General features: G+C 67.9%; 21 protein-coding genes. 6 read left to right on the top strand and 15 right to left on the bottom strand.

The features are described 5' to 3' along the window. Positions 1-399: 399 nt before the first annotated feature. Entirely contained in the window at positions 400-984 is a 585-nt protein-coding gene (locus EL493_RS17270) for a hypothetical protein (RefSeq protein ID WP_126405741.1), read from the top strand. Next, positions 981-1,631 (top strand): hypothetical protein, encoded by a 651-nt coding sequence (locus tag EL493_RS17265; RefSeq protein WP_019049057.1) that lies wholly within the window; start codon positions 981-983, stop codon positions 1,629-1,631. The genes EL493_RS17270 and EL493_RS17265 overlap by 4 nt, the downstream gene beginning before the upstream one ends. Before the next feature lie 10 nt (positions 1,632-1,641). On the opposite strand, the gene EL493_RS17260 is transcribed toward EL493_RS17265, so the two are convergent. After that, the gene (locus EL493_RS17260; protein WP_022566648.1) at positions 1,642-1,887 is read right to left on the bottom strand and encodes a hypothetical protein; all 246 of its coding nucleotides are present in this window, start codon (positions 1,885-1,887) and stop codon (positions 1,642-1,644) included. A 320-nt stretch (positions 1,888-2,207) separates the two neighbouring features. Here EL493_RS17260 and EL493_RS17255 point away from each other — a divergent pair, with 320 nt between their 5' ends. Beyond that, entirely contained in the window at positions 2,208-4,310 is a 2,103-nt protein-coding gene (locus tag EL493_RS17255) for a hypothetical protein (RefSeq protein ID WP_126405739.1), read from the top strand. An 830-nt stretch (positions 4,311-5,140) separates the two neighbouring features. Beyond that, entirely contained in the window at positions 5,141-5,608 is a 468-nt protein-coding gene (locus tag EL493_RS17250; protein ID WP_022566650.1) for an SRPBCC family protein, read from the top strand. A 411-nt stretch (positions 5,609-6,019) separates the two neighbouring features. Here EL493_RS17250 and EL493_RS17245 read toward each other — a convergent pair whose 3' ends face one another. From EL493_RS17245 to EL493_RS17205, 9 genes are all read right to left on the bottom strand, one after another. Continuing rightward, positions 6,020-7,378 carry a flavin monoamine oxidase family protein gene (locus tag EL493_RS17245; RefSeq protein ID WP_030202992.1) on the bottom strand — a complete coding sequence of 453 codons (1,359 nt, stop codon included), beginning with the start codon at positions 7,376-7,378 and terminating at the stop codon, positions 6,020-6,022. 38 nt (positions 7,379-7,416) lie between these two features. Further along, complete coding sequence (locus tag EL493_RS17240; protein WP_019049053.1) at positions 7,417-8,115, bottom strand: hypothetical protein; 699 nt, start codon at positions 8,113-8,115, stop codon at positions 7,417-7,419. 365 nt (positions 8,116-8,480) lie between these two features. After that, positions 8,481-9,779 carry an NAD(P)/FAD-dependent oxidoreductase gene (locus tag EL493_RS17235; protein ID WP_019049052.1) on the bottom strand — a complete coding sequence of 433 codons (1,299 nt, stop codon included), beginning with the start codon at positions 9,777-9,779 and terminating at the stop codon, positions 8,481-8,483. Positions 9,780-9,784: 5 nt separating this feature from the next. Next, positions 9,785-10,159 carry a hotdog fold domain-containing protein gene (locus tag EL493_RS17230; protein WP_019049051.1) on the bottom strand — a complete coding sequence of 125 codons (375 nt, stop codon included), beginning with the start codon at positions 10,157-10,159 and terminating at the stop codon, positions 9,785-9,787. After that, positions 10,156-11,814: a flavin-containing monooxygenase gene (locus EL493_RS17225; protein ID WP_019049050.1), complete on the bottom strand. Its 1,659-nt coding sequence runs from the start codon at positions 11,812-11,814 to the stop codon at positions 10,156-10,158. Before EL493_RS17225 ends, EL493_RS17230 begins: the two co-directional genes overlap by 4 nt. A 65-nt stretch (positions 11,815-11,879) precedes the next feature. After that, positions 11,880-13,337, bottom strand: coding sequence for an aldehyde dehydrogenase family protein (locus tag EL493_RS17220; RefSeq protein ID WP_019049049.1), 1,458 nt, complete (start codon positions 13,335-13,337; stop codon positions 11,880-11,882). Between the two features lie 34 nt (positions 13,338-13,371). Beyond that, positions 13,372-14,466, bottom strand: coding sequence for a Zn-dependent alcohol dehydrogenase (locus EL493_RS17215; RefSeq protein ID WP_019049048.1), 1,095 nt, complete (start codon positions 14,464-14,466; stop codon positions 13,372-13,374). Next, entirely contained in the window at positions 14,463-15,260 is a 798-nt protein-coding gene (locus EL493_RS17210; RefSeq protein WP_022566652.1) for an enoyl-CoA hydratase/isomerase family protein, read from the bottom strand. The genes EL493_RS17215 and EL493_RS17210 overlap by 4 nt, the downstream gene beginning before the upstream one ends. Positions 15,261-15,270: 10 nt before the next feature. Beyond that, a complete protein-coding gene (locus EL493_RS17205; protein WP_030202994.1) occupies positions 15,271-16,878 on the bottom strand; it encodes a class I adenylate-forming enzyme family protein in 1,608 nt (535 codons plus the stop codon). A 285-nt stretch (positions 16,879-17,163) separates the two neighbouring features. Between EL493_RS17205 and EL493_RS17200 the strand changes: the two genes are divergently transcribed. Beyond that, positions 17,164-17,841 carry a TetR/AcrR family transcriptional regulator gene (locus EL493_RS17200; protein WP_019050631.1) on the top strand — a complete coding sequence of 226 codons (678 nt, stop codon included), beginning with the start codon at positions 17,164-17,166 and terminating at the stop codon, positions 17,839-17,841. Between the two features lie 69 nt (positions 17,842-17,910). Here EL493_RS17200 and EL493_RS17195 read toward each other — a convergent pair whose 3' ends face one another. The 3 genes from EL493_RS17195 to EL493_RS17185 are packed head-to-tail and all read right to left on the bottom strand — an operon-like array spanning position 17,911 to position 20,682. Then, complete coding sequence (locus EL493_RS17195) at positions 17,911-18,672, bottom strand: gamma-glutamyl-gamma-aminobutyrate hydrolase family protein (protein WP_019050630.1); 762 nt, start codon at positions 18,670-18,672, stop codon at positions 17,911-17,913. After that, entirely contained in the window at positions 18,669-20,024 is a 1,356-nt protein-coding gene (locus EL493_RS17190) for a glutamine synthetase family protein (protein WP_019050629.1), read from the bottom strand. Before EL493_RS17190 ends, EL493_RS17195 begins: the two co-directional genes overlap by 4 nt. Beyond that, positions 20,017-20,682, bottom strand: a complete 666-nt coding sequence (locus EL493_RS17185) for a hypothetical protein (RefSeq protein ID WP_232017241.1) — start codon at positions 20,680-20,682, stop codon at positions 20,017-20,019. The genes EL493_RS17190 and EL493_RS17185 overlap by 8 nt, the downstream gene beginning before the upstream one ends. Before the next feature lie 152 nt (positions 20,683-20,834). On the opposite strand from EL493_RS17185, the gene EL493_RS17180 reads away from it, so the two are divergent. Continuing rightward, positions 20,835-21,821 carry an alpha/beta hydrolase gene (locus tag EL493_RS17180; RefSeq protein ID WP_022565651.1) on the top strand — a complete coding sequence of 329 codons (987 nt, stop codon included), beginning with the start codon at positions 20,835-20,837 and terminating at the stop codon, positions 21,819-21,821. Between the two features lie 14 nt (positions 21,822-21,835). Here the strand turns inward: EL493_RS17180 and EL493_RS17175 are convergent, their stop codons facing one another. After that, the gene (locus tag EL493_RS17175) at positions 21,836-22,657 is read right to left on the bottom strand and encodes a YceI family protein (protein ID WP_022565652.1); all 822 of its coding nucleotides are present in this window, start codon (positions 22,655-22,657) and stop codon (positions 21,836-21,838) included. After that, positions 22,657-23,475: an MSCRAMM family protein gene (locus EL493_RS33180; protein ID WP_232017331.1), complete on the bottom strand. Its 819-nt coding sequence runs from the start codon at positions 23,473-23,475 to the stop codon at positions 22,657-22,659. The genes EL493_RS17175 and EL493_RS33180 overlap by 1 nt, the downstream gene beginning before the upstream one ends. Positions 23,476-23,645: the final 170 nt, after the last annotated feature.

Below are 23,645 nucleotides of genomic sequence, written 5' to 3'. Positions count from 1 at the left end.
TTCCAGTGTCACGCCTCAGCACAGTGCATCCACAGTCCACGGGTGCCAGCCCACCGACATGGAGTGCCGATTTCCGCTACGCTGTGCCGCTGTCGAGCAGGCCGCGGGGGACCCGTCACCACCGCGAACCACCCTCACTGTCAACGGCATCAGTGTAGGAACGCTTCCCGCACTGGAGGTCGATAGATGATCGGGGTCGACGGACGACAGCCACCACCGACGGTAGAATCGGCGCCGAAAGTCGCGCGAGGCCTGGGGTGCGCGCGACCTCTACGGGCACCGCATCCGGTGGTGCGGCCGCCGATCGAATGGGGGCACGAGTTGAGTCCTGATGATCCCTTGGACAACTGGCTGGGCGCGAAGTGGGGCGAAGTACCCCCACATCTACGTGGGGCGGTCGTGACTCATATTTTCGGCGTCGATCTGGTCACCATGGCGACATACGCCGCGGGTAAAGCGCGCCACGTGCTCGAGCGGGTCGACCCCGACATGCGCTCGGACTTCGAAGACGTCGCGCAGGACGCGATGGTCGAACTGACCGCGACACTGCCCGCCGAACGGATTCGACATTGGAAAACCCACGTGCTCCAGCAGCTTCAGTGGCAGGCGTTGCAGTCCCGGCGCCGACGCACCGCGGAGAAGCGGCATCCGGGCAGCAGGGTCGACTACGACGCGGCCGTGCTGACCATGGAGGACCGCGCCACCAGCGAACAGGACACGCGCCTGGCAGACCGCTCGATTCTGCTCGCTGCGCTGGCGGGAATCGAACACCAGGAAACCGCCGCCGTACTTCGTGCCACGTTCGTGCTCGCGGCGGACGGCAGCTTCGCCGATGTGCAAACAACCAAAGAGGTCGCCGACGCTCTCGATCTGCACCAGGCGAAGGTCAAACGCCTTCGCGCGGCCGGCGCGAAAATGCTACGCGAAGCGCTGGTCCGGGAACTGGCGGCGCGCGAGGACACCGACGACGAGGAGGCATCGTGACCGCGCGTGATGAGGGCAGGCACCGGCTCGACCTACCCATCGATATCGGCATGTTGGTCGACGCGATGGACGACAACCTCGACGACGACGCGGAGATCGCCGCCGCGGGTGCCCGCATCGCCGCCCGACTGCTCGGGCCGGATGCCGGCGTTTCCCTCCTCGGTGCGCGGCAGTCCTTCCTGGTACCCGGCTGGCGGGTCAATACGCTGGCCGCGGCCCCGGCGCGGGAATCGCCCGCAGAACGCACCGCGCAGCGCCGACTCGACACCGAGCTCGGCATCGAATTCACCCGCGCTCCTGCCGGTCCGGAACGAACTCTGATTACCGTGCGGTCCTTCGGGTCCGACGCGGTGGCAGGCGATATCGTCCGAATCTCCGTGCGCGACGGCGGCGAACACCTGGTGGTGCTGTACTCGGCTGACGAACAGGCACTCAGCGGCCAGTTGACGACCACCGCGCTGACGATGTCGGAGGATCTGGAGATCTCGATCATGTCCCGGGAAGCGCTGCGCCCCGACCACGCCGCCGCGGTGACGGCCGCAGTACTCGGGTCGGCAACCGCGGGTCGCAACGCCTGGCGGCGGGTCGCCAAGGAATTGTCGGTGGGCGACCCGGTCAGAGCAGCCGTCCTCGACGGGCTGCGCTGATCGTTGACGGTCAGGTCTTGAGATACCACTGCTGATCGGCTTGCAGAACACACTCGGGAATCAACGCGAGACCGTCGTTCCCGTTTTCGTCCTTCGGAATTCGGATTCCCACCCCGTGTGACGCCGTGGTGCATTCGTCTTCAGAGGCGAACGGGCCGATGTACACGGGCGCGAATCCAGCACTGGCGATATTCGGCGATGCTGCGGGCGAGCAGAGAATAGCGACAGCGATTGCCGCGAAAACCGGTGAGTACACGCGGTCCTCCTTCGGGTCGAAACACGTTCGGTCGTACTCAGCAGATGCCACAGCCCACCGCTTCGGTTCGATGCCGCTGGATCTTCCCTTCTCCTGACGAACTGACTCTCGCCCGGATCGCATCTGTGGTCATAGGTATTTCGACAGGAGGCTCTTCGATGATTCGACTCGCACGGGGATTTGGTGCTGTCGCAGTGTGCGCGCTCGCCGTCGCGGTAACGAGTTCGTGCACCGCGGGTCCGGGCCAGGAGCACCGGTGGCCGACCGCCGCGGTGAAGCCGATCGCTGTGCCGGAGTCCATGCGCCTCACGCAGCCGACCGTGGACGCCGGGCGGTTGGTTCCCGGCGAGGCCGGGTTGCCCTGGCTGATCGGCGGTAGCTACGCCGAACCGGGGCGGCCTGGCACACCGGCGGTGTGGCTGTCCGACGACGCGGCGGCGTGGTCCAGAGCTCCGGTCACCGACGCCGTCGAGGGCGACTTCGACGGCTGGGCGGAGGGCAGCGCGGAGCTGACGGCGCTCGTGGGGTCGGTGTGGCACGACGGCCTGCGGACCAACAAATTGTGGACGTCCACCGATCGCAGGCACTGGCGCGAGCGCGTACTGCCGCAGGCGCTCACGGGCGGGGCCGAGGTCACCGATCTCAGCGTCGACGGTACGAGCGTGGTCCTGCTCGGCACGGACAGTGACGGCGAACAGGCCCTACTGCGACTCGACGCGAACGACAGCGTGACCTCGGTGCCACTGCCCGCAGTCGCTTCCGGTGAGCGGCTCGCCGGATGGGAGCTGGTCGCGGCGGGGCCGACCGTCGTCCTGCTCGCCTCCACCGGACCCGAGGGCGCCACCACGGCACCGGTGATCTATCACTCCGGCGACAGTGGGAAGAGCTGGTCGTCGCGGATCCGATTGACCGGCGACCGCGGCTACTTCGGCGGACTCACCCGCACGCCGGACGGGTTTTCGCTCGTCGGTTCCGTGCGTGCTGACAACGGACCGAACGCTCCGGCGCTACCGGCGGCGTGGCGCTCCCCGGACGGTGTTTCGTGGACACCCGAGCGGGTCCCTGTGCCCTCAGAGGAGACCGATCTCGCCCCAGCCAGCGGTGTTTCGCTGCGCTCACCTATCGCGGCCAACGGCACTGTCACCGCGATAGGTCAGGGACCCGACGCCCCGGTGGCCGGGCTCTATCGGCGCAACGGCGATGGTTCCTGGGAACTCGCGGGCACCACGGACAACAACAAGTACAGCGGAGCCCACGGCTCGGTAGTCGCGCAACTCGACGGCTCGATCGTCGGCCTGATCGACGACGGCGGCGTCCGGATCGGCCGCCTCGCTGCCGACCGCACCTGGACCGATCTTCAGCGATTGTCCAGCCGCGCTGTACCGTTCGCTTGGCCGATCGTGCTCGATCCCGCACGTCGGCTGCTTCGCACCGGACGCAGCGTGTGGCAGGTCGAGCCGAACGGCCGGCGATCGCGCTCAGGCGAGTTCACGCTCGTCACACTGCAGGGCGACTCGGCGATCGAGACAGACTGGCAACCGCGCGCAGCGGAATCGATGCACGGCGCACTTCTTTCGACCGGCCCTGACGGTGTCGAGGTGGTACTCGGCGCGGAATACGATCCAGCGACAGGGTCGGCGCCGGCGCGTGGCTGGTGGCGGTCACCCAATGTGGCTGACTGGCAGTCGGTTTCGGGGTTCCAGCCGGAGACCACGCTAGATCTCGACAGCCTCGACCACTTCGGCGATCGGTGGATTCTCACCGCACGGGGCCGACCGGATGTCGGCTTCACCACGCGGAGTTCCGCCCAGATCTGGAGTTCCCTCGACGGTATGGTCTGGCACCAGATGCCCATCCAGACCGACGGCGAACTGTCCTCCCGGATCAACGATGTCTGCGCAACCCCGACGGGCGATCCCATCGCAGTCGGATGGGTCGAGCGGTCGCCCGGCATCGCGGTTCCTGCCGCGTGGCGGCTCGATGGGCTCTGGCAGCGGTTGAATCTGGGACCGTTCGACGACATCGACGGCCAACTGTCCGGTTGCGCGGCAGGACCTTCCGGAATCGTCGCCGAAGGCACCGTCGACGGCAGGTCGGCGATCTTGCAATCGATCACCGGAGACGACTGGCAGCGTACCGTCGAGCTGGCCAGGGGCGAGTCACTCGCCGATGTCACGGCCCGCCCCGCCGGCTTCATCGCCGGTGGCCGGTTGCAACAGGCCGGGATGAGTGCGCCCGCGCTGTGGGTTTCTCGCGACGGCCGGACCTGGAAGCCGGTACGCGTGCCTAGCTTCGGGCCCGCGACGGCGCGAATCGGTGACCTGGGCAACGGGGAGATCGCGGTCTTCCTGCCCGCCGATGCCGGCGACCCGATCTCTGTCATCGGGGACGTCGACAGCCTGATCAACGAGTACGGCGGCTGACTCGCCTGGCCGAGAACGACGGTTGTATTTCTCTGCACTACAAGGATCGTCTTCGAAATTGGAAGTAGTCGGGCGTCGTGCTGGAGGCGGACGCCCGGGCACCTGCGGCGAACATACCCCCGGCGACTTGCCCATCGCGGCCGGAGGTGGCACGCAATCGACGGCTGCGCAGCAGTTCTTCTCAGCACTGGCGCACTCCTCCGGAACGGCGGTCCACGTCCATGATGCGGGCGGCCACAACGAGCGATCGAATCGGCTCCAGACATGCGTGGTCTCAGCTCTCTCGCCGAACGGCGAACTCGCCGCTGGCACGGCAGGCGTGCATTGCGTTTCACAGCGATGGACCCCGCAGCCGTCGGTCCGGGGTCGGCGTAGAGCTGTGGAAACCGGTCAGGGTCGGCATGGCGGCCGCAAGAAGGTTGGTTCGAACCGCCCTATGGACCGCGGCGCGAACCAACACACAAAAACCACACAGAAATGGCCGGAAAGGGCGGGAAGTGACAAGAATCAACCAGCAGGCCGATCGCGTGAATCTTGCTATCTACCAGTAGTTTTGGGTGCCATCCAGCATCCTCTGGACGGCGCGAACCGTCGCCAGGTGGTCGCAGGTTCAAATCCTGTCAGCCCGACAGGCGAAACCCCTCTGACCTGGGTCGGAGGGGTTGTTCTTTTGTATCCGGGGATTTGACGTGCCGGAGCAGGCCCCTGACACTCGCTCGCGGTTTCGTCGCCTTCGTTTGTGGTTCCGGCGCCAGGGTATGGCCCCCACTGTACGAGTTACCGAAGCCGGTCCGTGACGACAACAGACGCGGACCGGGGAAGGAGTACCTGTGAGCACGGTTGCCGCAACTGTCGATGTGGACGTCCCGATCCGTACCGCCTACAACCAGTGGACGCAGTTCGAGACGTTTCCGCAGTTCATGGAAGGGGTGGAGCAGGTCCGTCAACTGGACGACCGGCACACCCACTGGCGCATCCACGTCGGTCCCTCGACACGCGAGTTCGACGCCACCATCACCGAGCAGCACCCCGACGAGCGCGTCGCGTGGAAGTCCGACAGCGGACCCGATCACGCCGGAGTCATCACTTTCCACCGCCTCGACGACACCCATACCCGCATCACCGCGCAGATGGAGGTCGACCCGGATGGCTTCGTCGAAACCGTCGCCGACAAGCTCGGTGTGCTCGAGCACCGCGTCAACGGTGACATGAAGCGCTTCAAGCAGTTCATCGAGAGCGAGGGACACGAGACCGGAGCCTGGCGAGGCGATATTCCACGACCCGACGCCGGGATCTGAGCCGCTTCCGACTCGGCTCCGCCGGCAGAACGACGCCCCCTGCTCGTAATGAGCAGGGGGCGTTCATTGTTCACGACCTCGTGTCATCTCCCGGCGGGCAAGCCGCAGCCGAACAGTGCTTGACAACCCGGCAACCGTAGGCAGCGAGTGGGCAGTCCTCGACGAAGGCCGGTAACAAGGCGGACGCGCACGGCTGCCTCGCCGGCGACGACCCGTCGCGCCCCAACCGAACCGGTTTGGACACTCGCCCTCGCCCGAGGTACCGCCCGATCGATCACCGGCAACACGATGAGCTGCGCGGTCTCGGTCGACGGGCGCTCCGCGAACGGTGCCCTCCCAGCTGGCGGTGGTGAGCGATTCGACAGCAGTAGGGGTTTGGGCGTTGTTCCCTGGTTGCGGGCAGTCCCCCGGCTATCGCGAGCGGCCCAGGCTTTCCAATACCGCCAGCGCCGATCGCTCACCCGAGGTCGCGGCGTCGGCCAGTGACGGCACATCGAGCTGGTAGTCGCCGGCGAGGTAGATGGTGCCGAGCGGGTCGCGCAACGTGGGCAGCGACTTGCGCCGGCCGGGCGCCCAGAACGGGACGACCCGGCGGTGCCTGCGCAGGATGCCCTCCCCCAGCTTGCCTTCCAGCTCGGGCAGCAGGCTGAGCAGGTCGTTCCGGAAGCGCGACACGATCTCCTCGTCGGGCAGGTCGAGCAACGCGTCGGCCTTACCGCCACCGGCGAAACAGGCCAGGGCACCGCCCGGCTTGCGGTCGTCACCGGTGCGCAGCGCCGCGGCGTGGTTGAACATCGCCTGGAACGACAGCTGTGGCGCGGAGATGCCGAAGAACTTGTCCCACCGTTGCGGCCCGACTTCGTCGGTGAAGAAGCCGACGACCACATAGCGCCCGTAGGTGATGTCGTCGAACGCGTTGCGGTAGCGCTGCGGAAGGTCCGGGATGATCCGCTCGGTGATATCGGCGGGTGCGGTGACGATCGCGCGTTGCGCCCGCAACCGCTTGGGGCGATCGCCGTCGAGATAGTCGACGACCACGCCGTCACCGTCGCGACGTACCGATCGAACGACCGAGTTCAAGCGGATGCGGGCACCGAGATCCTCGGTCAGCACGTCGGTCAGCGTCTGGTTGCCGCCCGCGGGCAGCGAGAAGTTCGGCACCTTCTCCGGGTCGGCCAGCGCGATGCCGACCGAGTAGACGAATTGGGTGGCGGCCGTCTCGTCCGGCTCGCATCCCATCCACTGCGCCGACCACGACCGGACGATTGTGGCGGCCAGTTCCGAGCGGACACCGTTGAGCAGATACGACGCGAGTTTGGCGTCCAGCTTGGCACGCACCCGCTGGGCGAAACGGCTCTGCGACTCGAGGAACGGTGTGGCCGCGAGGATCCGAGCGCCGACTACGGCAAGGCCGAGCCGATCCATCATGGTCATGCGCGTGCGGAACATGAGCGCCAGGGGATTCGAGGTGTCGACCGTGGAGCCGTTCAGATGCAGCCCGATGCTCTTGCCGGCGAGTGAACCCATCTCGATGTTGTGCCGGTCGAGCGCGTCGATCAGTGTGCCGGTGCCCTCGGTGAACTGGGTGCCGACATTGATCCAGTAGTCGCCTCGACGGACGGTTTCGACGCGTCCGCCCGTGCGATCGGTGGACTCGAGCACTACTACCTCAGCTGCGGGCGCGAGGGTGGTCGCGGCCGTCAAACCTGCCATTCCGGCGCCGATGACGACGACCTCGGTGGTTTCTTCTTGCCTGTCTTGCGTTGCCATTTCGGCTCCTGTCTCTGGATCGTTCGAAGCGGGTCCGGCTATCGGGCCGTGACCGAGGCGTCGCCGATCGCCGCCGGGGCATCCACGCGCTTGTTGCAGGCGTCGAATGCCCGGTAAGCGCGGAAGTACGTGAACATCTGCAGACCCCACGTCGACAGCGCGAAGATGTAGAAGATCGTGTGCTCGGCGTCGTCGCCGGGAATGTGGACGAAGTCATAGGTGGCAGCCACCAAGAATCCGCACGCTGTCGCGATACCGGCCCACACGGCGTGCCCGCGCTCACCGATTTCCCACAGACGCTTGCTGAAGTAAATCAGGAAGAAGGTGGTGAGCACGTTGACCACGATGTAGAAGATCTTGCCGGGGGTGCCGATCTGCTCGGCGTAGGTACTGAGGGCGAAACCGACCGCACCCGCGAGTGCGAACGCGCCGACGTCGACCGCCGCCGACGGCTTGTACCGATGGGTGACCTTCATCAGCCCGAGCACCAGGATCAGCGTGATACCGACGGACCGGGAGAAGGCGTCCAGGAAATAGGCGAACGCGTACATCGGACTGTCGTGACCGGCTTTCAACAGGCCGTAGATCAGGAAGTTCGTTCCCGACGTCGCCACGATCATCCACTCGATACCGAGCAGATAATTCTTGTAGTTCCGGATGAACTTGATGCCGTAGGTGAAACCGACGGCGATCATCCAGATGTCCGCGGCCGCGAAAAGCAGTTCCTTGATGGACATGATCTTTCTCCTCGAGAGGTGACACCCGCCGGCGAGCGGCAATGGGTCGTTTCGTCAGCGCTGCCGAGCGATCGAGAACGGGTGGTCGTCTCGCTTCGGCAATTCAGGGGTCCGACATCCGGCCGCCGAGCGGGGTGCGCTCGCGTAGCCCCGACGCGGTCGGGATGTGATGCCTGTCATAACGGTACCGTGAGTGAGTCATATGATCAAGGCAATTGATCCAGTAATTCGAGAACTATCCCCAGTCAGCAGTCGAAGGGTCACTCGAACGCACAAAGCCGCCGAACCTGCAGGTATGCGGGTTCGGCGGCGAGGTGCGGACTGAGAAGTGGACCGCCACCGACCTTGTCGTCTAGGTCATATGACTACCTTTTGAGCGCGTTCACCCGGTCCACGGTACGGTCGGCGAGCCAGCCCAGATACAGCGCCGGATTGCTGACGAAGCTGGGCCAGAACCGCTTGCTGCCGTGCCAGATCGCTTCCAGGTCCTCGTGCCGCGGTGCGCCGGTGACGTGGTCGGCCAGCAGATGGCCGACGTACTGCGCCTGGGCGAAGCCGTGGCCGTTGCAGGCCAGTGAATAGAGCACGTTGCCGGAGGCCTCGCCCGCGACGGGCAGCCAGGTGGAACTCATGCCGATCCAGCCACCCCAGGCCCGCACCGGCTTGATGTCGCGCAGGCCCGGGAACCGGTCGTGGAAACCGCGGACGAGGTCGTCGACGACGTGCGGCGCCGGGGTGCGATCCGGCAGCGGGTTGCGGCCCGCCTGGATACGGCGGGTGCCGAACGCGATGGTTCCGCGCGGAGTGACGCGGTAGCTCTCCAGGATCATGTGCAGCGTGACCATGGGAGCCCGGCTGGTCCAGCCGATCTCGTCGAGTCGCTCGGGTGGGATCGGTTCGGTTTCGACCAGGGAGGTCCACACCGGGGTGGCGAGATGCTCGGGCGCCGACGACAGGTTGTTGCTCGCCGCGTTGGTGGTCAGCAGCGCCTTGCGGGCCCTGACCTTTCCGCGCGGGGTGTCGACCACGACACCGTTACCGACATCGGCGATGTCGCGCGCGGGAGTGGACTCGTACACACGCACACCCGCGGCGATCGTCGCCGCGCGCAGGCCGAGGGCGAACTTGCCCGGGTTGACCGTGCCGCCGACGCCCTCCCGGATGCCACCGAGGAAGCCCTCCGGCAGACCCGCCTCGGGACCCTCGACGAATTCGCCCGCCGAGCCCGCCTCGGCCAGGACCTTCGCGTTGCGGCGTGCGTGCCGCAACTGCCCCTTCGACACCGCGGCCATCACGATGCCCTCCTGCTTGTAATCGCAGTCGATCCCGTGGTGCTCGATCGCGGCCTCGGCGAAATGCACCGCGTGCTCGGCGTAGCGATACAGCCGGCGCAGCCGCTCACGCTTCAGCAGGAAGCCCAGCATCTCCGGATCGGCGGCGACCGAGTTGGTGATGTATCCGGCGTTGCGCGAGGTGGCACCCCAGCCCAGGGTCTTCGCCTCGAGCAGCACCACGTCGACGCCCTTCTCGGCGAGGCGAAGGGCTGCCGACATGCCGCCGCCACCGCCGCCGATCACCACGACATCGCAGTCGATGTCTCCGGTGAGCGGCGGCTCGGCCGTAGCGGGTTGTCCGGCCCAGCCGGTGTCGTTGATCAGCTCCACGGCGCCTACTCCGTTCCGGCCGCGGGGATGACCGCGGTGCCGCGAGCGCGCACCGCGACCAAGGGAGGATCGAGAACTTGCGCGCGGCCGGTGTCGTCGGAGCCACGACAGACAACCCGGAGTTCGAAATCGACTGTGCGGCTTCGGTTTCCCTTCTTCACCAGGGTCGCCTCGGCCTCGACCACGTCGCCACCTCGGATCGGGGCCAGGAAGTCCACCGACGAATACCCGGCGAACAGGCTCTCGTGGCCGTCCAGTTCGATCGCCAGATTGGTGCCGACATCGCCGAAGAGCTTCAAGGCGTAGGCGCCGTCGACGAGGTTGCCGGCGTAGTGCGCGTCGGAGAAGGCGACATACCGCCGGTGAACTGCCTTGCTCATGCGATCTCCTCGTGAATCGGGCCCACGGTGCGCGACCGCGCTTCGCCGTCGATCGCCACACCCGGGTAGCCGCGCTTGGCGATCTCGGTGCACATGCGGCGGTACTTGCCGACACCACCCAGGTAACCCAGGAAGGTGTTGGGCTTGCCCTCGACGTTGGAGCCCCGATACCAGGAGTCGGTGGTGGCGTACAGGGTCTGGGACACGGTCCACTCGGTGATGTCGACCCACTCCCGCTGGGCCTCGGGGGTGGCCTCGATCAGCGTGGCGCCGTTGTCGCGGGCGTGCTCGAGCAGCTCGGCGATCCAGTCGACGGCTTGCTCGATCGTCACCACCACGTTGCTGGCCAGCGCGGGACTCAGCGGTCCGCCGACCATGAAGAAGTTGGGGAAGTCGGCGGCCATGAATCCGAGGTAGGAGCGGATGCCGTCGCTCCAGGCTTCCTGCAGCTTCCGGCCGGAAGCGCCGGTGAGGTTGAGCCCGTAGAGCGGCCCGGTGAACGCGTCGAACCCGATGGCCAGCACGATGGCGTCCACCTCGTAGGTGCCCGCCGAGGTGACGATCGCGTTCTCGGTCATCGTCTCGATCGACTCTTCACGCAGCGAGACCAGCGACACGTTCGGCCGGTTGTAGGTCTCGTAGTAGTCGGTGCCGAAGACGCTGCGCTTGGCGCCGAGCGGGTGATACTTGGGCACCAGCCGTTCCGCGGTGACCGGGTCCTGCACGATCTCGCGGATCTTGTCGTGGATGAATTCCGAAGCGGTCCGGTTGGCCTCGGCATCGAAGAGCAGATCGGCGAACTCGCCGCCGACGCCCTGAAAACCACTGCGCTCGTAGGCCGCCTCGTAGCGCCGCCGGCGTTCCTCGTCGGAGACATCGAAGGCGCCGTCGGTGACAGGGCGATCGGGGATGCCACCGGGCGAGTGCCTGCACTCCTCACGGATGGCCACATAGTCGTCCTTGATGGCAGCGACCTGTTCCGGCGCGAGGACGGCATTGCGCGCGGGCATCACGTAGTTCGGCGTCCGCTGGAACACCGTGAGATGTTCGGCGACCTCGGCGATCAGCGGAATGGCCTGCACACCGGAGGAACCGGTGCCGATCACCGCGACCCGCTTGCCCGCGAGATCGTCGAGGGAGATGTTCCACCGGCTGGTCGACACCTGCAGGCCGGCGAAGTTCGACAGGCCCGGCACGTCGAAGTCCTTCGGGGTGGACAGGCCACCGGCACCCGAGATCAGGTAGCGGCTGCGCCGGATCTCACCGTTGTCGAGCCGCACCTCCCAGAGCTTGTCGGCCGCGTTCCAGGTGGAAGCGACTACGCGGGTGTTGAAGGTGAAGTGCTTGCGCAGGTCGAAACGGTCGGCGACGTGCTCGATGTAGCTGAGGATCTCGGCCTGCGGAGCGAAGCGCTGGCTCCACGTCCACTCCTGCTGGAGCGCCTCGTCGAACGAGTACGAGTAGTAGATGCTCTCGACGTCACAGCGCGCGCCCGGATAGGTGTTCCAGAACCAGGTGCCGCCGACGCTGGGGCCGGCTTCGACACCGGCGAAGGTCCAGCCCGCCGTCGTCAGCCGGTGGGCGAGGTAGATGCCGGTGAAGCCGGCGCCGACGCCGATGACGTCGACGATCTCTGCGGTGGGGGTGGAGTTCATGGCAGAAGCCGCTTTCGTTTGTATGGGTCACAGTCAAGGGGTGGGCGGAGATTGTTCCGTGTTCGCTACATCGGCAGGTCGGGAGAATCGACGCCGACCACGCGGTCGCCGCAGAAGACCCGCACGGATTCACCGGGTGCGTGACCGCCGATTCCCGAAGTGCCCCAGAAGCTCTGGGCCGATCCGTCGGCCAGGTCGGCGACCTTGGCGCCGTTCACGCGCACCTCACCCGAGAGCACCCGCGAGCCGACCTCGACGGCGCGGTCCAGGTCGCCGCCGAACACATAAGCGTCCAGACCCGACGGGTTGGCGTTGGCCACCCGCAGCGCGTCCTCGTCGGACTCCACGGCATGCAGGCTGATGAGCGGACCGAACAGTTCGGCGGTCGCCAGCGAGGCGTCGACACCCGTCGCGACGGTGGGCGACAGGAAGAAGCCGTCCAGGCCGGGCAGCTTCGCGGGCTGATGGATGGTCGCGCCGTGGGCCCGCAGCCCGTCGATACGGCGCTGCAGCGTCGCGAAATGCGGGGCATTCGAGATGGGACCGAGCTCGGTGCTCTCGTCGAGCGAGTTGCCGATCTCGATGTGGGCGATGCGATCGAGCAGCGCTTCGAGCAGCGGCTCGACCAGGCTCTTGTGCGCCAGCACCTTGCCGGGGCCCTCACACCACTGACCGTTGAGCTTGGTCATTCCCTCGAGGATGCCGTCGGCGGTCACGTCGATATCCGCGTCATCCAGTACCAAAGCCGGGTTGTTGCCACCCAGCTCGAGCTGGAGCACCTTGAAATCCTCCGCCGCCGCGCGGGCGATCGCGCGGCCCGCGTTCGGGCCGCCGGTGAAGGAGACGATCTTCACGCGCGGGTCACCGGTGAGGGCCGCGCCCACGTCGCCCGCGCCGTGCAGCAACTGCAACGCGCCCGCGGGCAGCCCGGCCTCGACGAAGCTCTCGACGATGATCTGGGCGCTGCTCGGCGCGTGCTCCGACGGCTTGAGGATGACCGGGCAGCCGGCCGCCAGCGCGCTGACCATCTTCGCGGCGGGGATGAAACTCGGGCCGTTCCAGGGGGTGAGGATGGCTGCCGGACCCCACGGGACCTTGTAGAGCCGCACGTCACGGCCACCGGCCGCCAGTGCGGTGCGACGCGGGATGGTGCGCAGATCCGCGGCCGAGGAACGGATGCGGTGGGGCAGGAACTGCGCGACCATCCGGGCCTTGGCGATCGGGACACCGCTGGTGAGGGCGTCGGTGCGGGCGATGTCCTCGATCCGGGACTCGACGATGTCGGCCGCGCGCTCGATGACGGCGGCGCGTTCCTCACTCGCGGCGTCGTCCCAGCGTTCGAAGCCGTAGGACTGTTCGGCGTGGCGCAGAGCGCGTTCCACGTCGGCGGGTGTGGTGGTCACCGTGCGGTGCACGGGCTCGCCGGTGTTGGGATCGAGGTTCCACGCGCCGGGGATGGTCGCGCACTCGGACCACTCGTCGGCGATGTAGTTGATCGGTTGGGGCAGTTGCGGATTCGACATCAGGTGCTCCTTCGGTGCTCGAGTGGGAACGGGTTCACACGGTGAGGTCGGCGACGATGCGGGTGACCTCGCCGGACTTCATCGCCTCGAAGCCCTTGTCGACGTCGCGGAACGGGATCACGTCGCTGACCATCTCGTCGAGCAGCAGACGGCCCTGCAGGTACAGGCGAGCGAACTGCGCGATGTCCTCCTGCGCCTGGCCCGAACCCATGTAGGAGCCGATGAGACGCTTCTCGCTGAAGAAGAAGTTCCAGGCGGGCAGCGTCAGATCGGTGCCGTCGGGGGCGATACCGACCAGGCACGCGGTGCCCGTGGGGCGCAGCACCTCGAGCGCGGTGGCCGCGGTCCGCGCGCTGCCGACGGCCTCGAACGAGTAGTCCACACCGTCGCCGAGCAGGTCCTGGATCTCGGCGGGCACATCGGCCGCACCGTTCACGATGTGGGTGGCGCCGTAGGTCCGGGCCGCGGCCAGGCGGGCATCGTCGAGATCCACGGCGACGATCGCCGAGGCGCCGGCCAGGCGCGCACCCTGGATGATGGCCGAACCCACACCGCCGCAACCGATCACGGCGACAGTGGAGCCGGGACGCACCTCGGCACCGCGGAACACGGCGCCGACGCCGGTGATGATGCAGCACGAGAGCAGGCAGCCCACGTGCAGACCCACCTCGTCGGCCACCTGCACCAGCGAGTTCTCCCGCATCAGGGTGTGGCGGGAGAACGCGCCGATGTCCCCGAGCCGGTGGACGGCCTGACCGCTGGGCAGCTGGAAGGCGGGCCGTGGCCGCTGACGGATCTGCGTGACGCGCTGACACTGGGTCGAATGCCCGACCTGACAGTTGCGGCACGACCCGCACGACGGTGTGAGCGCACCGACGACGCGGTCGCCGGGACGCAACGTGGTCACCGAGGAGCCGACCGACTCGACCACACCCGCCACCTCGTGCCCGACCACCACGGGCAGGTCAGCGCCGACGGTTCCGGTCATGTAGTGCAGGTCGCTGTGGCACAGGCCCACATTCGAGACCGCGAGGCGTACCTCGTCGGGCTCCGGGTCGTCGACCAGGATCTCGGTGAACTCCAGCGGCTCGTTGACCGCCGTGAGGACAGCTGCTTCGGTGGTGATCATGATCGACTCCGATCTCGGTTGCTCTGCGCAGGCGCCGACGACGCCGCGTTCTTCGATGTCCAGAAGCCCTCGATGCCTTCGCTGAAGGCGCCGGACTCCCACGACTGGCGGGCGGCGTCGTCCTCGCGGGCGAAGGCGGCCTCGATGTCGGCGGGCAGCGGCCGCAGCAGGCCCAGGTGCAGCGCGGTGATCCGGGGGTCGGAGTTCCACTGCTGGACCACCTCGACCGCACGGCCGACCAGTGACTCCGGGGCGGAGATCTCGTCGAGCAGCCCGATCCGCAGTGCTTCCTCGGCGCCGATCCGCTGTGAGCCCAGAATGATCCGCGTCGCGTGGTTGCGGACCAGCCGGCCCAGCAGGAAGCTCGAGGCGTTGGAGATGATGATGCCGCGGTGGTTCTCCGGCTGGAAGTACTCGGCGGCCGGGCTGCCGATCCGCCCGTCACAGCACAGCGTGATCTCCGAGGCACCGCCGACCGCGATCCCGTTGACGGCCGCGATCACCGGGATCTTCGTTTCGAGAATCGCCCGGGTGATGTCGTGGAAGGTCGCGAAGGCCTCGCGGATCTCGTCGTAGGTGCTGGGTACCGACTGCAGGTCTTCCCCGGCGGAGAAGGCCCGGCCGGTGCCGGTGAGGACGATGCCGCGCACGAGATCACCGGTGCCGAACTGGCGGATGGTCTGCGCGAGCCGCACCCGGGTGGCCACGTCCAGCGCGTTCAGCTTCGACGGGCGGTTGAGGGTGAGCACCGCGACGTCGTCGTCGATGCGGGTGTCCACATAGTTGTCGGTCATGTCCGGCTCCTCAGTCGCGCGGGGGTTGCAGGTCATAGGTGGTGCCGGGGTGTTCGGCCGCGCGGGCTTTCAGCGCGGGCTTGGACACCCGTTCGGACGGGGTGCGCGGGAAGTCGGCGACGAATTCCACGAAGCGCGGAAGTTTGAAGCGCGCCAGTTGGTTTCGCGCGTTGCCGAGGATCCGCTCGGCGGTCTCGCGGCTCTCCTCGACACCGGGAGCCAGCTGCACGAAGGCCTTGACCTCTTCGCCGAACAGGTCGTCGGGGACGCCGACGACCGCGGTCGCGACGACGACGGCGTCGCGTTCGAGGGCCCGTTCGACCTCGGCGCTGGCGATGTTCTCCCCGCCGCGGCGGACCATGTCCTTGATCCGGCCGACCAAGCGGTAGCTGCCGGCCTCACGGACCGCTACGTCGCCGGTGTGCAGCCAGCCGTCACGCAGCGTCTGCGCGGTTTCCTCCGGCCGGTTCCAGTAGCCGAGCATCATCGGCTTGCCCGAGGTGATCAGTTCGCCGGACTCACCCTCGGCGACCTCGCGGCCTTCCGGGTCGACGACTCGGATCTGCTTGGAGGGAACCGGCTGACCCAGCCGTCCGCTGCCGACGTCACCGGCGCTCTCGGGCAGGCTCACCATGTCGACGCCGCTCTCGGTCATCCCGAAGATCTCCCGCCACGGCGCGCCCCACCGCTGCTCGAGCTCCGCGTGCAGTGCGGCGGGGATGGCCGAGCACAGCACGATGCGCAGGTCGTTCGCCCGGTCCTGCGAGGTAGGCGGCTGTTTGAACAGCAGCGTCGGCATCGAACCGAGCACGTAGCAGAACGTGGCCCGGTGCTTGCGGACATCGGCCATGAAGCCGGAGGCAGAGAACCGGGGAAGCACCACCAGCGGCGCTCCGATCGTCAGGCACAGCGCGGCGTTCCACTGCGGGTCCATGTAGGAGAACGGCTGCGAGGTGAGTGCCACGTCGTCGCGGCCGAGGCCGGTCGCGTTCGCGCAGACCCAGCCCAATCGAGTCCAGTAGTCGTGGGTCAGCATGCAGGCCTTGGGGAATCCGGTTGTCCCCGAGGTGTATTGGAGGTTCGCGAGGGTCTCGCCGGTGACGGCGACCGCGGGGCGGTCCGCCGGGTGAGCCGCGAGCTCGCGGGGTGAGGCGGCCGCGACGATCCGGACATCGGCCAGCTCGTTGTTCGCAGCGCGCACTTCGTCGACCAGCGCGGCGTGCTCGGAGTCGGTGAACAGCACCCGGGCACCGGAATCCTGGAGGACGAATTCCAGGTCGGCCCGCTGATACGACGAGTTCACCGGAACCGTCACCGCGCCCGCTTTGAGGATCGCCAGCCAGGCGACCGGCCACTGCACGACGTTGGGCAACATGATCGCGACCCGGTCCCCCGGTCGCACGCCGTCCTCGGTGGCCAGTCGCCGGGCCAGCCGTGAAGTCCAGTCGTCGATCGCGGCGAAGGTCCAGGACCCGTCCACGAACCGCAGGAATTCACGGTCGGGCGCACGGAGGGCCTGCTCGGCCAGCAGTCCGACGAGGGTGTCGATCGGCGGCGCCGCGGCCAGCCGGCCGAGCGCGATCGCGCGTTCGGGGTGGACCGATTCGACTTGGGTCATGTCGTCCTCTTCGCGGGGGTAGCAGGTGGTAGGTCGTCGATCGACCCGCGATCGCCGGGCTGCGATACCGGCGGGGCAGGCACGCCGGCACGGATGTCTCGATTGGCCCGGATCGCCAGGAATGTGAGGCCTGCCATACACAGTAGCGATAGTGAGTCATTTGATCAAGGCACATGACTCACTAATTGCGACTCGACTCGTCGGACAGCCTCCTCGGGCCAGTTCGAGCTGGTAATGTCGATGTTGACTTGATCAACCGTTCAGATCTGATCGAAGGAGTGCCGCATGGCTCGCATCCCTGCCGCCGAACGTCGCGCCGAACTGGTGGCCGCGGCCGTGCGCGTGATCGCCGCCCATGGGGTGGACGGAGCCACCACGCGCCGCATCGCCGAGGAGGCGAACGCTCCGCTGGCGACGCTGCACTACTGCTTCGCCACCAAGGAGGTGCTGTTCGCGGCGGTCTTCGAATACCTCGCAGGCGAGTACCGCGACGTGCTGAACCGCAGCGATGTCCACAGCGACGTGCAGAGCACGGCCCGGGGACTGCTGCGCGGCGTACTCCGGTGGTACCTGGAGAATCCGGACTTCGGCGCGACCATCCTCGAGCTGATCAGCTGGGGTCAGCGTGAGGGCGAGCAGGCCGAACTCGTGTACAACGCGGCTTACGCCACCATGCGCACGATCATCGAAGGCACCACGACCGCCGCGGGCAGGCCGATCGACTCGGACACGATCGACCAGCTGATCTACGTGGTATCCGCGCTGTCCGACGGCTTCGCCCTCAACTGGCTGGTGTTCACCGACGACGCGGCGGCACGGGCACAGTTGGAGCTCACCGTCGGCGTCCTCGACGCGTGGATGGCGGCCAACCTCGGCGAGGTCGCCGCACCCGCGGTCCCACCGGCGGACATCGCGCCCGAACCGGACATGCGGTCACTGGTGTCCTGGGTGCGCGTGGATTGACCGCGCCGAGACTGCAGCGGCACTGTGGCCGTCACCGAAAAGGTGACGGCCACAGTGGTTCACGCCTGCTCAGCGCTCGCCGGCCGCGTCGACGAGCCAGCGCAGGGCGCCGTCGTCGCCTTCCATCCACTCGGGATGCCATTGCACTCCGAGCACCGGGGCCCCGGGGAGCTCGATGGTCTCGGTGACACCGTCGTCGGTCCGGCCGGTGACCACCAGCCCGTCACCGCAGACGTCGACCGCCTGGTGGTGCCACGAATTGGTCACCAGCCGATCGCCGAACACCTTCTGGGCGATCGTCCCCGCGTCGAAGGTGACGAGGTGCTCCGGATCGCCGTCCGACAGCGGCCCCGTCGGCATGAGGTGCCTGATCGGCCCGACCGGCAGGTCGGGAATCAGCGTGCCGCCGAGGGTCACGTTGAGCACCTGCATGCCGCGGCACACGCCGAGCAGCGGGATCTGCCGCTCCAGCGCGACCCGGGTCAACGCGATCTCGAACTCGTCGCGGCGGGGATCGTGCACGGAAGGGTCGGCGACCGGATCGATCTCGCCGACCACCGACTCGTCCCCACCCCAGCAGCTCGGATGTACGTCCTGACCACCGGTGATCACCACACCGGACAACCAGTCGCCCAGCGCCGCCGGATCCGCGTCGTAGGGCAGCATCACCGGCACGCCGCCCGCGCGCGCGATCCGCTCCGCGAAATCGGCGAAGAAGGCGTCGGTGAGACGCCGGCTGTATCCGGGGTGACTGCCCTGGATCAGCCCCATCCTGAACCGCCTGCCCGTCAGCCCGATCAGCGGCTTCGCGGTGGCCGAGCGCGCGGTCACGGGAACTCGAAGTAGCGCGTGGACTCCCACTCCGACAGGTCGGCGAACGGGTCACCGCCGGTGGTGTGGAACTGCATCCACTCCCAGCGACGCGTGCCGACCCAGTAGTCGACGAACTCGTCACCGAGCTGCTCGCGCAGGATCAGGTCGGCCTCGAGTGCGTCGGCCGCCTTGGTGATGGTCTCGGGCAGCCGCTCGAGGTCGGGCGCGCACCAGGCCATATCGCTGATCGGGTCGGCCGGTTCGAGATTGCCGTCGATCCCGGCGATCACGCCGCCCAGAATCGTGGCCACCGCGAGATACAGGTTCGCGTCGGCACCGGGCACGCGGTACTCGAGGCGGGAATACTTCGGATGACCGCAGACCGCGCGCACCGCGGTGGTCTTGTTCGCGATGCCCCAGGTCACCGTGGTCGGCGGCCCGCTCAGGTCGACCAGACGACGGTAGGACGTGATCTGCGGCAGCATCACCGAGGTCGCGCCGCGCATCGTCGCGAGCAGCCCCGCGACCGCGTGCCGCATCGTGTCCGACGGCCCGTCGGGGGCGTAGAAGGCGTTGACGCCGTCACGCTGCAGCGACAGGTTCACGTGCGAGGCCTGGCCGTAGCCTGCGGTCGGCTTGGCCATGAAGGTGACGGTGTGGCCGAGTTCGAAGGCCACCTCGCGCATCACCTGCCGGGCGCGAGCCCAGTTGTCGCACACCGAGATCGGGTCGGCGGGAACGAGATTGAGTTCGACCTGACCGGCCGCGTCCTCGTCGCTCCACGCCTCCCACTCGATGCCGATCTCCTCGAGACGCCGCGCGACCGCCGACATGTAGTCGACCCAGTCCTTCGACTTCGCCAGGTTGTAGGCGGTACCCGCCGAGCCGCCGAGGGGCGTGAGATCGCGATACCCCTTCGCTCGGGCCACGTGGACCGACTCCTGGAACAGGGTGGCTTCGATCTCGACCGCGATGGTCGCGGTGTAGCCGCGCGTGGCGAGCCGATCGACCATCGTGCGAGCGAGATTGCGCGGACAGGTGCCGATCGGGGTGCCGTCGGGCTGCCAGTAGTCGCCGATCACCGACTGCACACCGGGCGCCCACTGCACCAGTGTGGACAGGTCGGGCCGGAACTGCAGATCGGCCAGATGACCGCGCCACGCGGGGTAGGCGAACCCGAGGGTCGGCGCGTTGCCGAGGTCGAGGCCGAAGAGCAGATCGGCCATCGCGAAGCCCGATTCCGCGCACGTGGTGAACTTCGCCGGCGAGACGTTCTTGCCGTGGAAGGAGCCGTCATGGTTGGTCGACTCGATCCGCACGGTGTGCACACCGGGTTCGAGAATCGTTGCGGTGGTGGCGATTTCAGACATCGTAACGAACCTTCCAGGATGCTGCGACCAGCACGGACAGCTGCGAGAGCGTGCCACGCACGCCCATGAGGCCGGTGGACAGGGCGGCGACCAGGTCGACCGCACCGGTGAAGACGGCCGCCAGCAGATCCGCCGGGCCGGCGATGATGTAGTGGGTCTCCCCCTCGCCCGCGATGACCTGGTCGACACCGTCGGGGCCCTCGATGACGGCGACCAGCACGTCGGGGATGCCCGGGACCGCTCGGGCCTTGTCCCAGAAGCTCACCGCGGCGTCCTTCCAGTCCGGCAGCGGCGGCGACAGCAGCGCGGTGGCCACGGCGATCAATTCGGCGGAGCCGCGGGGCTCGCCGACGGGGGCGAAGAACTGGTTCAGGTCGACGGTCACGTCGAGGCCGGGCGCGACGAACACGCCGCTCGACACCGAGATGGCACCATCGGCGAGGGTGATCGTCGCGGACTGCGGGGTGTCATGGGAGCGAATCGCGATCGCGCCTTCCAGCCCAGCGGGCAGGAGCGAGCTGTCGGCGCGCAGGGAATCGGCGACGGTCCGGGCGATCAGCCGGACGATCGGACTGGCGTCGTCCTCGATCCGGATGTCGACCCCGCCGACCGCGTCAGCCCCGCGCGTCGCGGGACCGATCGTCGTTTCGGTCATCATGTTGTCCTTTCGATTCGACGAGATCGCGTGCGCGGTACACCGTCGACAGCGGATCCCAACTGGTACGTGAATTTTTAGTCAAATGTCTGGGTCACGTGACTATGATGGTGAGGCACAGATCACTACTTGTCAACGAGCTTCGAGGAATTCTCATGAACGACGCTGCGCCCGCCTGGCGGGCTCTACTCGATGACCAGGCCACGGCCGTGGCCGGCTTGATCAGCCAGCTCCTGCCGAAACCCGTGTACGACCTGGGACCCGAGCAGGCCCGCGCGCTGGTGAACTCGGCGCCGTCCGCCGAGCCGATCACGCGACTGGAACAAGTCGAACAGTTGACCATCTCGACGCGAGCGGGCGCGATCGCGGCCCGCATGTATCGCGCGGACGCTACGCCCCCCGACAGTGCCGCACCCGCTCTGGTCTACCTCCACGGCGGCGGTTTCGTCCTGGGCACCCTGGACGGTGCCGACGAGCTGTGCCGCGCGATCGCCGCCGGATCCGGCTGGACGGTCGTTTCCCTCGAGTACCGCCTGGCACCGGAGAACCCGTACCCGGCGGCACTGGAAGACTGCGTCGACGCCTACGCGTGGCTGACCCGATCGGCACCCGAACTGGGCATCGACCCGGCGCGGATCGCGATCGGCGGCGACTCTGCCGGCGGCAATCTGGCCGCCGCCCTGTGCCTGTACCGGCGTGACGAGGGCAGCGCTCTGCCGGTGGCGCAGGTGCTCGCCTATCCCGCCGTCGACGACACGTTCACCCGTGCGTCGTGGTCGGATTTCGCCGACGCGCCGCTGCTCGGCGCCGCGGAGGGGCGCTGGTTCTGGGAGCAGTACGTCGGCGCCGGACACCCGGGGGGCGATCCGCTCGCGGCGCCGATGCGCGCGGCGTCGTTGCACGGTCTACCGCCGGCGCTGGTCATCACCGCGGAGGTCGACCCGATCCGCGACGACGCCGAGGCCTACGCCCAGCGGCTGCGCGACGCGGGCGTCCCCGTGTCGTCGACCAGGTACCCGGGGGTTTTCCACGGCTTCTTCACCGAGGTCACGGTCTTCGCGCAGGCGGGGCAAGCGGTCGACGTGGTGTGCCGGTACCTGCGCGGCCGGATCGATGAGGACATCGATCCGCCGCGACGGTGACGGGCAGGGTCGGGCTACCTGTCGGGTAGTTGTTCGCCTTGTACGACCTCGATGTCGAGTTCGATTTTGACGGTAGTGCCGACGGCAGCCACTCCCGCGCGCACCACCGCGTTGTAATCGATCGCGAAATCGTTGCGGTGCAACAATGTTTCGGCGTGGAACGCCGCCCGCACCCCACCCCACGGATCCTGCCCGAAGCCACCGTAGGTCACCGCGAGATCGATCGGGCGGCGCTGCCCGTGCAGGGTCAACTCGCCGGGCATCACCCAGGTGTCGGCGCCGGTGCGGCGCAGTCCGAGGCCGGTGAACGTGATCAGCGGATAGCTGTCGACGTCGAGGAATTCCGGTGAGCGCAGATGGTCGTCACGCATCGAGATACCGGTATCGATCGCCGCCGCCTTGATTTCGGCGTGCCCCGTGGACCGTTCGAACGGCTCGGCGATCTCGAGTCGCCCGCTCACCTCCGCGAATCGAGCCTTGATGCTCGCGATGCCGAGGTGACGGGCGGTGGCGATGACCGTCGAATGTGCGGGATCGATCGTCCACGTGCCCGGCGGCGGCGCGGTCACTGTCGCGGCCGACGGGGCCAGCACCACCTCGCCGAGCGCGCCGCTCCCCGTCGCGGAGATCTGCGCGATCCGGGCGACCGGCTCGAACCCGACAGCGGTGAGCACGGCGGTGTGCATCCCCGCGGGCAATGGTTCGGTGCGCACCGTTCCGGTCTCGTCGGCCTCCGTGCGGGCGATCTGGCGGCCCGACATATCCGTCACCGTCAGCACGGCGTTCGGCACCGGCCAGCCCTCCGCCGTGCGGACACGACCGGTCAACCCACTCATCAGTGGTTCCCGGCCTCGTAGCGGAGCCGCACGTCGTGGGCGACCTCGGCTCCGGACACGCTGACCTGGTCGGTCACGGGCGGGTAGCCACGGGTGATCACCGTGTACTCCCCTTCGAGCAGATCGGCCACGACATAGCGGCCGTTCTCGTCGGTGCGCGCCGTCGCCGTCACCTCCCCCGCGGCGTCCAGGACGCTGACCAGTGCGTCGGGCACGCCTCGGCCGTCGTCGGCGAGCGCGGATCCGGTGAGCACCGCCATCGCGGACAACTCGATGTCCTGGCGCAGCACGCCGCTGTCGGGCACCGTCAGGGTGATCGCGCTGGGACGCCTGTGCTCCGCGGCCGCGACCAAGGTGTACACGCCCGAGACCACGCCGTGGCACGCGTAGGCACCGTCGCCACCTGTGACAGCGGCCCCGATCACCTCACCACGCGGGTCGGTCACCGTGACGGTGGCACCCGGCAACGGCGTGCCGTGGCCGGCGGTACGGACGACGCCTGTCAGCTCACCGGAGCCGGCCAGACTCAGGTCCACTCGCTGGGGCCGCTCGCCGACCGACACATTGACGGCGGTCGGCTGGTGTCCCATCGCCGACACGATCAACACGTAGCCACCCGGCGTCGGTGCGCTGATCGCGTAACCACCGTCGGCGGCGCTGCTCGTCCGGGCGACCTGACGGCCGTTGTGATCGATCAATGTCAGCACCGCGCCCGGCAGCGGCTGACCGTCCTCGCGGCGGACGTGGCCGTCCACCACGCCGCTGCCCGTGTCGGACAATCCGCTGGTCGGCACCGCGTTCCGCGACGACGCATCCATCGTGGCCGCTCGATGACCGTTCTGTTCGGCCGTCGCCTGTCGCCCGACCACTGCCGCCGGCATCGGTTCGGCCTCGGACAGCACCCGCTCGGCGCCTCGCCAGACCTGCTTCCCGTCCCAGTCCGACTCCGCGAGGGCAGCCAGTTCGGCGTCGAGCGGATCGGTCGTAT

Source organism: Nocardia asteroides (assembly GCF_900637185.1).
GTDB classification, from domain to species: domain Bacteria; phylum Actinomycetota; class Actinomycetes; order Mycobacteriales; family Mycobacteriaceae; genus Nocardia; species Nocardia asteroides.
The sequence above is the reverse complement of the archived record's forward strand: the minus strand, read 5'-3'. Positions and strand labels throughout refer to the sequence as shown.

Coding starts and splice junctions, on each gene's coding strand:
- EL493_RS17245 (WP_030202992.1), bottom strand. CDS start 7,378: ATGGCAACGCAAGACAGGCAAGAAGAAACCACCGAGGTCGTCGTCATC.
- EL493_RS17240 (WP_019049053.1), bottom strand. CDS start 8,115: ATGTCCATCAAGGAACTGCTTTTCGCGGCCGCGGACATCTGGATGATC.
- EL493_RS17230 (WP_019049051.1), bottom strand. CDS start 10,159: ATGAGCAAGGCAGTTCACCGGCGGTATGTCGCCTTCTCCGACGCGCAC.
- EL493_RS17225 (WP_019049050.1), bottom strand. CDS start 11,814: ATGAACTCCACCCCCACCGCAGAGATCGTCGACGTCATCGGCGTCGGC.
- EL493_RS17220 (WP_019049049.1), bottom strand. CDS start 13,337: ATGTCGAATCCGCAACTGCCCCAACCGATCAACTACATCGCCGACGAG.
- EL493_RS17215 (WP_019049048.1), bottom strand. CDS start 14,466: ATGATCACCACCGAAGCAGCTGTCCTCACGGCGGTCAACGAGCCGCTG.
- EL493_RS17210 (WP_022566652.1), bottom strand. CDS start 15,260: ATGACCGACAACTATGTGGACACCCGCATCGACGACGACGTCGCGGTG.
- EL493_RS17205 (WP_030202994.1), bottom strand. CDS start 16,878: ATGACCCAAGTCGAATCGGTCCACCCCGAACGCGCGATCGCGCTCGGC.
- EL493_RS17200 (WP_019050631.1), top strand. CDS start 17,164: ATGGCTCGCATCCCTGCCGCCGAACGTCGCGCCGAACTGGTGGCCGCG.
- EL493_RS17190 (WP_019050629.1), bottom strand. CDS start 20,024: ATGTCTGAAATCGCCACCACCGCAACGATTCTCGAACCCGGTGTGCAC.
- EL493_RS17185 (WP_232017241.1), bottom strand. CDS start 20,682: ATGATGACCGAAACGACGATCGGTCCCGCGACGCGCGGGGCTGACGCG.
- EL493_RS17180 (WP_022565651.1), top strand. CDS start 20,835: ATGAACGACGCTGCGCCCGCCTGGCGGGCTCTACTCGATGACCAGGCC.
- EL493_RS17175 (WP_022565652.1), bottom strand. CDS start 22,657: ATGAGTGGGTTGACCGGTCGTGTCCGCACGGCGGAGGGCTGGCCGGTG.
- EL493_RS33180 (WP_232017331.1), bottom strand. CDS start 23,475: ATGGATGCGTCGTCGCGGAACGCGGTGCCGACCAGCGGATTGTCCGAC.